Below are 11459 nucleotides of genomic sequence, written 5' to 3'. Positions count from 1 at the left end.
CTTAAGGCTTTTTGTTTTTCCAATACTTCCGGGGGGATGATTTCAAAGGTGTTGCCTTTTATCGGGCTAAGTTCTTCGTTTACCCGGGTTAGTTTGTTTTGTACCCGGGTGGCTGTTTCCTGTACTTTTTTTACCTCTTCTCGGATGCCTTGGGTGGCTTGATCCAGTTTCGTCTCGGCTGAGTCAAGGGCAGATTGTTGTAGCTTTTCTGTGAGTTTACTCAGGTCTACCTGAGGTGCCTTTTTATTCGGATCTTCTATTATGCTCATATATTAGGGTTTTAATTCGGGAAAGGACTTGGCTTTTCCTCCTTTTTTATTGGTTTTTAAAAATATACCCTGACCCTCTCCCTGGGGTTATTTTGCTCAGCCCAGTTTCCAACTGTTCTCATAGCTGATATTGGCTATACTCAGCTTCTTGGAACATAATTGTAAGCGTATACGCATCGGCTGGTTATCTGTGGCATCAAATTCTTCTTCGAAAGAGATGCAGTAGCTTTTCTCAAATTTTACTTCCTGTAGTTTACTCATCGCATCGCGACGGTAAAAGATAATGACTCCGTCTTTGGTCTTATTTTGTGATAGCATCCAGTCTATGAAAACTGAATTCCCGTTACTTTCCAAGGTTAAATCCAGGTATCCTCCGCGGGTTGCTCCCTGGGGTTTGCCTGAGGAATCTATGTTTTTTTGAAAGCTGTAGTGGCAATGAAGTACTGTATATACAGATCCTTCCATTTCTAATTTGGCTAAAAATGAAGACATTTTATAAGTTATTTTTGATAAGTGTTTGTTTTTATAATAGGGATAAATTTGAAAAAAGGAGAAGCTACTGCTTCCCCTTTTTTTTCATTCTCTTTGCTTAAGAGATGTTTTTTCTTATGGGGATAGAGAATTTTATACCCATTCGTTTACATGTTCGCCGGTTCCCATCTTGATGGTCTTAGCTGAAATCGTAAAGGTCTCTGTTAATGGATTGGTGCCGTTGGAATCAAAATTCTCTTTGTATTTGACTACATACCCATCGGTGAAGTCCAATTCTTTTAAGGTTGCATCGGAATCTCTTTTGATAAAGATTACTTTTCCGTCTTTACGCTCAAAGCTATTGGTCATCCACTCAAAGATATCGGTCTCTCCGGTTGATTCTACAGTGACTTCTATTCGACCTCCTCGGGTTTGAGAGGAGGGTCTTCCTGTAGGATCTGTTTCTTGGGCTAAGGAATAATTCACGTTTAGAACATTGTATTTCTTTCCCGCTACTTCTAGTTTTGCTTTAAATGACATAATATTAATTTTTTATTTAGTAATTATTATTTTATTGACTACATATTTATATAGCAAATATATAAATTCACCTTTATCTTATTTTATACGCAATGTTAATTTTATGTTAAAATTATGTTAAATTTATTATCTTATGAATTACGAGGTAGACTTTTTATGGTATAGCCTTACAAATACTAAATTATCTCATTATTATAATTTATAAATGACTGAATTAATTTAATTTATAATTAAATATGAAAAACCTATCAAGATGGTTGTAAGTAAATTAAAGTAGGTTGTGTTTTAAGTAGATAAAATGGAGATAGTTATTAAATAAATAATGACGTAGTAATTTTTTTAGTGATCAATGGAATCAACAGTTACCCACGTTTTACATTTGGTAAATTTAATTTTAAGGGATCCATAATATAGAGTATATCTTGGGCAGGGAACTTCTTGGGCTTTGCTTTCCTTAAAATTGATTTTTCCTTTTACTAGGGCTGTATCTAAAATGAAATTTTTAGATATTTTATGATTGTTTATGTAAGTAAGACTTTGAGGGGAAAACTTAATTTTTTTTGTTTTAATTTCAGCTAAAACTCTTTCATTTGGCAAGTAAGACCATGAAAATAGTTTGTTTCCAAAAATAAATAGAAGGAACACGAGCCCCATACCTAACCCTAATAGATAATAACGTAATCTTTGGGAAAAACTCATGTTATATAATTAAAAGATTAATATCTTGATAAGGTAATCCATACCAATTAGCAATTTGAGAATTGGTAATTCTTCCTTTATACATGTATATACCCTTGCATATGCCTCGATTTCTTGAAAATAAAGTTTCAAATCCTCCTTGGTTGATAACATCCAGGAAATAACTTAAAAAAAAATTACTAAGTGCTTTGGATGCAGTTCTAGCTACACGAGAAGTAATATTTGGTACACAATAGTGTATAACGCCATTTTTTATGAAAGGTTTGTCACAAAGGCATATTTCAGAAGTTTCAAAAATTCCGCCATTGTCAATGCTAATATCAATAATCACTGCTCCTGGTTTCATTTTTTCCACCATTGACTCAGTAACTAGAATAGGGGCGCGCATTTCCCCTTTAAGGCAACCTATAGCTACATCGCATCGTCTTAGTGATTTTTCCAGTTCTTTTGGATCAAGAGTAGAAGTAAATATTTTTCTTCCTATTACTTCTTGTAAATGTCTGAGTTTGGTTAAAGAATGATCAAATACTTTTATGGAGGCACCTAAACCCAGGGCAGAACGAGCTGCGTTTTCACCTACGGTTCCTGCTCCAATAATTACTACATTGGTTGGGCGTACTCCTGTTATTCCTCCCATTAACAAACCGTTACCCCCGTGTGAGGAGGAAAGAAGCTCTGAGGCAATAAGGATGGAACAAGTTCCTGCTATTTCACCTATCAGTCGTATCAGTGAGAGTTGATTATGTCTGTCTCTAATATATTCAAATCCTAAAGCAGTAATTTTTTTTGAAGATAGTTTTTCAAAGTATTCTTTACTTTGTGTATTAATTTGAACTGCTGAAATAAGATATGAATCAGGATTCATTAATTCTATTTCATTAAGGGTAGGAGGTTCAGTTTTTAAAATAATCGGTTTTGAAAATACTTCTTTTTTTTCATAAGAAATTTTAGCTCCGGCTTCTGAATATTGATTATCTGTAAAATGAGCACCAAGTCCGGCTCCATTTTCTATTGTAATATTAATTCCATTTGCTGAAAGAACAGATACCGCATCAGGAGTTAAGGCGATACGTTTTTCATTTAGTAGGTTTTCTTTGGGTATGCCTATACTTATTTCTCCTCTTTTTTTTATTACTTCGATACGCTCCTCTTGTGGGATTAACTCTTCCTCAGAAAATGGTGTAAAAATGCTCATTTAGCTAAAGGTTAAATATCTAGTTTGATTTTTCAAAATTAATGAAATTTTATGATGTTCAGGCAAATCATTTTCATATATTTCAGGCCATTCTATAAAACAATATTCTCCGGAATCAATATATTCATCAATTCCAAGGTTTAAAAGTTCGTTAATATCATTTATTCTATAAAGATCAAAATGAAAGATTTTCCCCTTTTTAGATAAATATTCATTTACAATGGAAAATGTAGGGCTGGTTATACTGTCATAAGAACCTAAAATTTTTCCGAAAGCTTTAATAAGAGTAGTTTTTCCGGCTCCCATATCTCCATGTAAAGTGAAAATTTTATAAGTTGAGTTTAGAATGATTTCTTTTGCTGCTAGGTCCAGATCATTAACAGTTTGTATGCAAAAATCCATAATATAAGGTTATTTAAGACATATAAGTTATCGAAAAAAGATTTAAACTTATATAAGGCAAATCTTTATTATTAAGTTACAAAAATAACTAAAAAAATATTTTTTTATCTTTGTTGTATAGAATCTTTTAAAATAAAATAGTAGATGCGATTGAATTATAAATCAATATCAGGCATTATAGGAATGGGATATTTTGTAATTGGTATTTTAATTATCCTATATAATAAGTTTTTTATTGATTTAGAACCTAAATGGGCAAGAATTTTAGGGATTTTATTTATAGTCTATGGTGGTTTTAGGTTTTATAGAGCAATTAAGTATATAAGAGAAAATGGCTAAAAAAATAGGTTTTTTTTATTTGATTGTTTTGTTTTTTGTTTTAGTAAATTCCTGTCAAAAAGAAATTCAGCAAAAAGAAGCTTATAGAAAAGGAAAAATAACAATTGGCATAGACCCTTCATTTTTAAATGTAGGAAGTGCTTTAGTTGAAGTTTTTAAGTCTTCTTATCCTGAAGCACAAGTAAATTTTAAGCCGGAAGTAGAGGATTTGGTAATTGCAGATTTTATTCAAGGCAAAATAACTATGGCAATGGTAAGTAGGAATTTAAGTGAAGAAGAAGGTAAAATATTGTTTGCTAAGACAAGGATGAGATTTATTTCTACACAAATAGCTTGTGATGCCATTGTTTTGGTTACTTCGAAAGAGAGTTTAATAGATAGTATTCGTATTTCAGATTTGAAAAAAGCAATAGAACATTCAGATAATTCATATGTTTTTGATGGTGGAAATTCAAGTAATTTTAATACTTTAGTTAGAAAATTACAATTAAATATTAGTGAAGATTATAAAATAACAGCATTGAATAATGCAGATCAGGTAATTAATTATGTTTATAAAAATAAATCATCTATAGGAATAATCGGATTAAATGCTTTGAGCGACACAGGTGACCCAAAGGTAAAAGAATATTTAAATAAAATTAAAATTATACCGGTAATAAATTTTGATAATCAAGTAATAAATCCTTCAATTCCTAATTTAAGAAGTGGGCTATATCCTTTTACAAAAAGAATATTTTTGTTAAATTCAGAAAATAGTTTTTTATTAGGCAGTAGCTTTTCCCGATTTGCAGGTTCACAAAGAGGTCAATTAATTGTAACCAGAGCAGGTTTACAACCTTACTTTTTATATGAAAGAAGAGTACAAATAAATTAAGATTTTAGAAAATAACTATTATAATGAAAACAGATAGAAAAAATGATAGGAACATGTTATAGTTATCTATTTTTATAGATAACATATAAATTGAAAAAATATAAATAAATACTTAGAAATTAAAATAAGATTATAATGAATTTTAGAATCAAGCCAATTCAAGCCACATTTACTTTGTCAGCAGTAATGTTAGCAGGTGTATTAAATGCGCAAAATATTCAAGAGGGAATAAAATATTTAGGAAATGATCAGTTTAATAAAGCAAAAGAAGTTTTTGAAGGGTTAGTTTCTAAATCTCCTAGTGAAGAAAATTATTTTTATTTAGGTTATTTTTATCTAAAAAATGAGACACCTAACATAGAGTTAGCCGTTCAAAATTTTAATAAGGGTTTAGCTCTAAATCCTAAATCTGAATTAAATAGGATAGGATTAGCCTGTGTGAAATTATTTCGGGGTGAAAAGTCTGCTGCCAATGCAGATTTTGATGCAATAGCTAAGGATAGTAAATATAGAAATGCAGAAGTAATATATAGAATAGCCGAAGCCTATATCTTATTTAAAAATAAACCGGAATCTATAGATGCAGATAAAAGCATAGATTATTCAGAAAAATTGCTTAATTTGGTTAAAAACAAAGATAAGGCAGAATATTATATAGTTTTGGGAAATGCTTATTATGAAAAATTAGATCCGGGAAAAGCAATGACAAATTACACTCGGGCTTTGGAAATAGCAGATAATAAAGCAGAGGTATATGCTTTAATTGGTAATCTTTGGTCTAGAACTAAACAAAACAACCAGTTAGCACTTGAAAATTTTACAAATGCGGTGACTGCAGATTCTAATTACTCAATAACCTATAAATATTGGGTTGATTATGATTTAAGAACACAAAAATATAATGATGCAACTACCCATTTACAAAAATACATGGAGTTGACAGGAAATAATGATGCTAACACCCAATTTAACTTAGCTAGAATAGCTTTTAATGCTAAGGATTTTGATAAAAGTTTAAATATTATAAATCAATATTGGGATAAAATTTCTGATCCGTTAAAATATAAAGTTAGAGCTCTAGTATTAGTTGAAAAATCTGATTTTTCCAATGCTTATGATGATATGAATTCTTATTTAAAAGCGATTAATAATTCTAAAATGGAAGGCTCAGATTATGGTATTTTAGGAAAAATCCAGACATCTTTAGCTGCAAAAGCTGTAGGGGAAGAAAAAACTAAGTTAGAAAAAGAAGCTGTTTTTAATTTAAATAAAGCTATAGCAGAAGGCGATAGATATTTTGATTATCAGGATTTATTACTTAAAATAAATCCTAATGCAAATTCTTCTTCTTCAGAAAATAATCCTAAGATTGTAGCATTAAAAAAAGCAGTAACAACTAATCCTAATGATACTAAATCTTGGTATGATTTAGCATTAGAACAGTATAATGCAAAAGATTATGCGGGATCTATAGCTTCATGGGATAAGTTGATTGAATTAATACCTACATGGGAAACTTCTTATGGAGGTAAAGCTATGGCTCTTTATGCTTATGATAGGGAAGATAAAAGTGGTTTAGCTGCTCAAACTTATCAAAAATATATTGATATGGTATCTCCTAAAAATACTTATTCAGAAACAGAAAAAGCTTATTTAGCTATAGCTTATTCATTCTTTGCCTATAAAAATTTTCATGAGGGAGATAATGTTAAAGCTCAAGATTATGTTAATAAAATTTTAGCAATTGATCCTAAAAATGAAGAGGCTTTAAATTTAGAAAAACAATTAAAATAAAAACAAATAAAAAAAGAAACTTACATTGCCTTGTAAGTTTCTTTTTTATAAATATTTATATGATATCTACTATTAAAATATAGACTATTTCAAAAGTGAAAAAAAGCTATATAAATTTGTATGAATTTAAATTAGCATAAATGGAAGAAAGATGTTCTTCTATTGCTTTTTATTAATCATTAGAAGTTAATTCGACTATTTTATTTTCATGAGCATCTAAATATACTTTAATTAAATTATATTTAGAAAGAGCTTTCATAGACTTATCCCATTTTTTCCCACTTAAACCAGCTTGAGTCTTTAATTCTATTAAATCAATTTTAGAATTATTATTTTTCAATATTTCAACAATTGTTTTTTCTTCTTCTGATAAATTTATAGATGAATTTTTTTGTACAGGTTTCATTTGAGGGAAAAATAAAACTTCCTGAATAGAAGCATTATTTGTTAAAAACATTATTAAACGATCCATTCCGATTCCTAGACCTGAAGTCGGAGGCATACCGAATTCCAAAGCACGTAGAAAATCTTGATCTATAAACATAGCCTCATCATCTCCTTTTTCAGAAAGTTTTAATTGTTCTTCAAAACGTTCTCTCTGGTCTATAGGATCATTCAGTTCAGAGTAAGCATTGGCTATTTCTTTACCACATACCATCAATTCAAAACGTTCTGTAAGATTTGGATCAGATCGGTGTTTTTTTGTTAATGGAGACATTTCTACAGGATAATCAGTAATAAAAGTGGGCTGAATAAAATTACCTTCACATTTTTCACCAAAAATCTCATCAATTAATTTACCTTTTCCCATAGTTTCATCTACTTCAATACCCATATCTTTAGCAGCTTGTCTTAGTTCTTCTTCAGTTTTTCCGGTAATATCATATCCACAATATTTTTTTATGGCATCTGTCATAGTTATTCTCGGATATGGGGCTTTAAAGTCTATTTTGTGATCACCAAAAGAGGCTTGTGTTGTTCCATTTACGGCAATTGCACAATGCTCCAATAATTGCTCTGTAAAATTCATCATCCAATTATAGTCTTTATAAGCAATATAAATTTCCATTGCCGTAAATTCTGGATTGTGAGTACGATCCATTCCCTCGTTACGGAAGTTTTTAGAAAATTCATATACCCCATCAAATCCGCCTACAATAAGTCTTTTTAGATATAACTCATTAGCTATTCTTAGGTATAAAGGAATATTAAGAGCATTATGATGAGTAATAAAGGGCCTTGCTGCAGCACCACCAGGAATAGATTGAAGAATAGGAGTTTCTACTTCAAAATACCCTCTTTCATTAAAGAAATTTCTCATAGCTGTAAAAAGTTTTGTTCTTTTTATAAAAATATCTTTAACTTGAGGGTTCACAACCAAATCCACATACCTCATTCTATATCTTTGTTCAGGATCATTAAATGCATCATGTACTTTTCCTTCTTCATCTATTTTAGGTAAAGGAAGGGGGCGAAGTACTTTAGACAAAAGAGAGAATTCTTTTACCATAATAGTTTTCTCTCCTTTTTTAGTAATAAATAATTCTCCTGAAACACCTATAAAATCTCCTAAATCTAGAAGTTTTTTGTAAAAGTCATTATATTTAAATTTATCCTCTTCAGGACAAAGAATATCTCTATTAAAATAAAGTTGTATGCGTCCTTTACTATCTTGTAATTCAGAAAAACCAGCTTTTCCCTGAATACGGTTAGACATGAGCCTTCCAGCAATACTAACTATTTCCCCTTCCTTAAAATTATCTTTTATTTGTTGGGTAGTATGAGTGATTTTATATTCAGCAGCAGGAAAAGGTTCTATCCCTGCATCTTTAAGCTTTTGTAATTTTTCTCTTCGGATTAGTTCTTGTTCTGAAAGTTGCATATTTACAATTTTGTCATGCAAATTTAAGAATAATCTTGTATCTTGCTAATCTGTTTATTTAATTAAATTAGTGTCTTCTATATAATTTCCATCAGCATCATATGTTTCGTGATTGGACAAATAATAAGTAATTTTATTACTATCATAATAGGTAGATCTACTAATTACAGGAGATGAGAAAATTTTAATCATTTTGTTGTGATTGTCTATCAATCCTTGGTATAATTTACCATCTTTATGTTTTTCAACAAAAGCATAATTTTTTTGAAAAGGCCCGGCATTATCATATTCTAAAGGAATAATAATTTCCCCTGAGGTATCTATAAAACCATATTTCTTAGGTGTATTTTTAGTAGAAACCAAAGAGTATCCGTTAGAGAAAGGGGCTTCGTAATTTAATTTTTTATTAGGTTTTATTTGAATTTCACCAGACTCATTTATATAAAATAGTTTATGATCTAAGGTTTTAATTAATAAAAGATGGTCTTTTCCAAATTGACCGACAATAGTCCAATTATCTTTAGTTAATGAATCTCCATTATTATTATAAACCATAAATTTTTCATTATTTTCAAATCTTTTATCTTCCATTTTTACGTATATAAAACCATTTTTTATATCTACATAATTGAAGGATTGTGGAAATAATTTCTGTCCATCTAAGGTATGTATGGTTATTTTATTATGTAATTCGCTTAAAATATATTTATCTTTTATCCATATATTATTATAAAATGTGGGAAGAATTTCTTTTCCATATATATTCATAACTCCTTTAGGACCATAAGGAAAACTTTGAATAATAACAAATTGGTTATGATAAAGGGTAGAGTCAAGTATTAAGTAATTTATACGAATTAAATGATTGTTAAGTCTGTCATATCTGTAAAAATAATTACCTTCTGTATCTTTTCTTCCATAATAAAAATATGTGTTAATAGCCTGAAGAACGTTCCACTCAGGATTAATTAACTGAATACAATCTGAACTTTTAAGGCCATATTTTTTTAATTCAGAATCGTAAATAACAGAGATATTTAAACTTTGAGTGTGAAATATTAAAAAAAACGGAAAGAAAAATAGTGTAAGTAATCTTCTCATAAATAGCACATAAGAAATTTATAACAAAACGTAAATAAAAAGTTACAAAAATATATAATTATTAACAAATTAAAATAATAAAAAAAGAATCGGAATAATTTATCCGATTCTTTTTTTATTTGTACATTAAGAAATTAACGTGATATTGGAATTTGAGTATAAGGAGTTCCTAGAATAGGATCAATAATTCCAAGAGCAACATATCCATTAGCATCTTTTATTTTTATATTTTTAAGATAACTGGTTTTAGCGGTTTTATAAATATTGATTCTACGGAATGGAATGCATAGGTTAAAATTGAATTCTTTTAAACTTATGTTAGATGGCGATATTTTAATAGTTTTTTCTTTCTCTAAAACACTACCATTATCTGCATATACATCATAGGTTATTTCTAAGTTGTCTGTTATAATTTTTCCGGGAATTGGATATTTATAGTCTAAAGCAACATTAAAACTATAGGAATTTAAACCAGAACAAGGAATGGGTGAATTTTTATAATATCTAAAATTAGATAAGGTAAAAGTTTGAGTTAAATGCCCTATATTCCATAATTCTTTATTGTTTTTAAATAATTCGGTAGTATAAATAGAAACGCCTAAGCTATTAACTGAAAATTTTCCTAAGGAATAAAATTCTCCTTTAGTTAAAAATTCTGATTCGTTATTTAATCCTCCATTTCCAATTGAAAGAGATTTTAAACCTAAATTAATATTACCATTAACATGGAGTAAATTTGTGTTAAGTAAGGTAATTTTTGGTATAATTGAAATTCCCATATCAGAAATAATTTCTCCTGTAAGATTAGATTTGGCTACAGATAAATTCTTCATTGAGTTTTCATATATAATATGACTTTTTTTATTTGGAATACCATTATAATATGCAAATCCAACCTTCAATTTTCCTGCAACATTTAATTCCAAATTTGAATTTTTAGCAATATTTGCTTCAATTTCAACAGGAAAATTAATTTCATCGATACTAATTTTAGCCGGGATATCTCCTAAAATATCGCCCGCAGGAATTGTAATATCTAATTCAATTTTCTTTAATTGATCCAATAGATTTGTTGGAACTTCTTCAATAAAATTATGATTTATCTTTTTATTAAAATTACCATCAAATTTAAAATATGGATTTATAATTGTGTTAAATTCTATATATGCAATTACTTCATTAGGTAAATTTTGTGAATTTCCAAATCCTATTTTAATATTGAAAGTGGAACTAATAGAAGTATTAGGATTAAACACCATTCCCTCATAGCTATATTCTTTAATGAGATTTATGATATTAAAGGTAAAGTTTTTATCATAATTTTCACCTAAGGCTACCAAAGAATTGGATTTTGATTTAATTGCTTTTTCAGCTTGTTGGGTATTAACAGAAAACTCAATTGTACCACTGCTAAATAAATCACCTAAATAAGCTTCTGAAGTTTCTAAAAAATAGGAATTACCATTGTTTGAAACTGTTTTAATTTTTCTTAAGTAAGTATTATTTTCAGTTTTAAAATATAATACATTACCAACGATCAATTTTTCTTTAATTTCATTAGACAGAATTTCAAAATTAAAAATTCCGTTTTTCATTTTATCCTCAGAACTTTTAATTGTTACATTTTCTTGTGAAATTTTGACTAAGTCAGGATTTACTTTTAAATTATTTAAAGAATAATTTACTCCGTCAGCATATCCTTTTTTATTAATAGCTCTGCTTGGAGTTACATCTTCATTTAATGAACTATTATTTAAATCGTCTGAGCAAGAAAATAATATCATTATTAAGACAGTAGAAATAAATAAATAAAATTTTTTCATAAAAAATGTTATTAGTAGGGTTATACATGTGTTATTAAAATAATTATAATTTTAGTTATATCTATTT

At 28.8% G+C, this 11459-nt stretch carries 11 protein-coding genes and 1 pseudogene; 3 read left to right on the top strand and 9 right to left on the bottom strand.

Going from position 1 to position 11459, the window contains the following annotated elements:
• The 6 genes and pseudogenes from C4S77_RS09515 to tsaE form a co-directional block, all read right to left on the bottom strand.
• Positions 1-269, bottom strand: a pseudogene (locus C4S77_RS09515) (hypothetical protein); the annotation flags it as partial.
• Positions 270-365: 96 nt separating this feature from the next.
• Positions 366-761: a type VI secretion system tube protein TssD gene (tssD, locus tag C4S77_RS09510; protein ID WP_105193622.1), complete on the bottom strand. Its 396-nt coding sequence runs from the start codon at positions 759-761 to the stop codon at positions 366-368.
• 132 nt (positions 762-893) lie between these two features.
• On the bottom strand, positions 894-1280 hold the full coding sequence (gene tssD, locus C4S77_RS09505; protein WP_105193621.1) for a type VI secretion system tube protein TssD: 387 nt from the start codon (positions 1278-1280) through the stop codon (positions 894-896).
• Positions 1281-1619: 339 nt separating this feature from the next.
• Positions 1620-1979: a hypothetical protein gene (locus tag C4S77_RS09500; RefSeq protein ID WP_146106091.1), complete on the bottom strand. Its 360-nt coding sequence runs from the start codon at positions 1977-1979 to the stop codon at positions 1620-1622.
• A gap of 1 nt (position 1980) precedes the next feature.
• Positions 1981-3174, bottom strand: coding sequence for an alanine dehydrogenase (locus C4S77_RS09495; protein WP_105247334.1), 1194 nt, complete (start codon positions 3172-3174; stop codon positions 1981-1983).
• On the bottom strand, positions 3175-3576 hold the full coding sequence (gene tsaE / locus C4S77_RS09490) for a tRNA (adenosine(37)-N6)-threonylcarbamoyltransferase complex ATPase subunit type 1 TsaE (protein ID WP_105193618.1): 402 nt from the start codon (positions 3574-3576) through the stop codon (positions 3175-3177).
• 144 nt (positions 3577-3720) lie between these two features.
• Between tsaE and C4S77_RS09485 the strand changes: the two genes are divergently transcribed.
• The 3 genes from C4S77_RS09485 (at position 3721) to C4S77_RS09475 (ending at position 6586) form a co-directional block, all read left to right on the top strand.
• Positions 3721-3915 carry a C4-dicarboxylate ABC transporter gene (locus tag C4S77_RS09485; RefSeq protein WP_105193617.1) on the top strand — a complete coding sequence of 65 codons (195 nt, stop codon included), beginning with the start codon at positions 3721-3723 and terminating at the stop codon, positions 3913-3915.
• Positions 3908-4792 carry a PstS family phosphate ABC transporter substrate-binding protein gene (locus tag C4S77_RS09480; protein WP_105247333.1) on the top strand — a complete coding sequence of 295 codons (885 nt, stop codon included), beginning with the start codon at positions 3908-3910 and terminating at the stop codon, positions 4790-4792. Before C4S77_RS09485 ends, C4S77_RS09480 begins: the two co-directional genes overlap by 8 nt.
• Before the next feature lie 135 nt (positions 4793-4927).
• A complete protein-coding gene (locus C4S77_RS09475; RefSeq protein ID WP_146106090.1) occupies positions 4928-6586 on the top strand; it encodes a tetratricopeptide repeat protein in 1659 nt (552 codons plus the stop codon).
• 172 nt (positions 6587-6758) lie between these two features.
• Here the strand turns inward: C4S77_RS09475 and lysS are convergent, their stop codons facing one another.
• The 3 genes from lysS to C4S77_RS09460 all read right to left on the bottom strand — a co-directional run bounded on the left by lysS (position 6759) and on the right by C4S77_RS09460 (position 11392).
• Positions 6759-8468: a lysine--tRNA ligase gene (lysS, locus tag C4S77_RS09470; protein ID WP_105247331.1), complete on the bottom strand. Its 1710-nt coding sequence runs from the start codon at positions 8466-8468 to the stop codon at positions 6759-6761.
• A 54-nt stretch (positions 8469-8522) separates the two neighbouring features.
• Complete coding sequence (locus C4S77_RS09465) at positions 8523-9569, bottom strand: WG repeat-containing protein (RefSeq protein WP_105247330.1); 1047 nt, start codon at positions 9567-9569, stop codon at positions 8523-8525.
• Between the two features lie 134 nt (positions 9570-9703).
• Complete coding sequence (locus tag C4S77_RS09460) at positions 9704-11392, bottom strand: hypothetical protein (protein ID WP_105247329.1); 1689 nt, start codon at positions 11390-11392, stop codon at positions 9704-9706.
• Between the last annotated feature and the right edge of the window lie 67 nt (positions 11393-11459).

Source organism: Apibacter adventoris, from assembly GCF_002964975.1.
In the GTDB taxonomy this organism is placed as follows: Bacteria; Bacteroidota; Bacteroidia; order Flavobacteriales; family Weeksellaceae; genus Apibacter; species Apibacter adventoris.
This window is presented reverse-complemented; position numbering and strand designations above follow the sequence as displayed.

Coding starts and splice junctions, on each gene's coding strand:
- tssD (WP_105193622.1), bottom strand. CDS start 761: ATGTCTTCATTTTTAGCCAAATTAGAAATGGAAGGATCTGTATATACA.
- tssD (WP_105193621.1), bottom strand. CDS start 1,280: ATGTCATTTAAAGCAAAACTAGAAGTAGCGGGAAAGAAATACAATGTT.
- C4S77_RS09500 (WP_146106091.1), bottom strand. CDS start 1,979: ATGAGTTTTTCCCAAAGATTACGTTATTATCTATTAGGGTTAGGTATG.
- C4S77_RS09495 (WP_105247334.1), bottom strand. CDS start 3,174: ATGAGCATTTTTACACCATTTTCTGAGGAAGAGTTAATCCCACAAGAG.
- tsaE (WP_105193618.1), bottom strand. CDS start 3,576: ATGGATTTTTGCATACAAACTGTTAATGATCTGGACCTAGCAGCAAAA.
- C4S77_RS09485 (WP_105193617.1), top strand. CDS start 3,721: ATGCGATTGAATTATAAATCAATATCAGGCATTATAGGAATGGGATAT.
- C4S77_RS09480 (WP_105247333.1), top strand. CDS start 3,908: ATGGCTAAAAAAATAGGTTTTTTTTATTTGATTGTTTTGTTTTTTGTT.
- C4S77_RS09475 (WP_146106090.1), top strand. CDS start 4,928: ATGAATTTTAGAATCAAGCCAATTCAAGCCACATTTACTTTGTCAGCA.
- lysS (WP_105247331.1), bottom strand. CDS start 8,468: ATGCAACTTTCAGAACAAGAACTAATCCGAAGAGAAAAATTACAAAAG.
- C4S77_RS09465 (WP_105247330.1), bottom strand. CDS start 9,569: ATGAGAAGATTACTTACACTATTTTTCTTTCCGTTTTTTTTAATATTT.
- C4S77_RS09460 (WP_105247329.1), bottom strand. CDS start 11,392: ATGAAAAAATTTTATTTATTTATTTCTACTGTCTTAATAATGATATTA.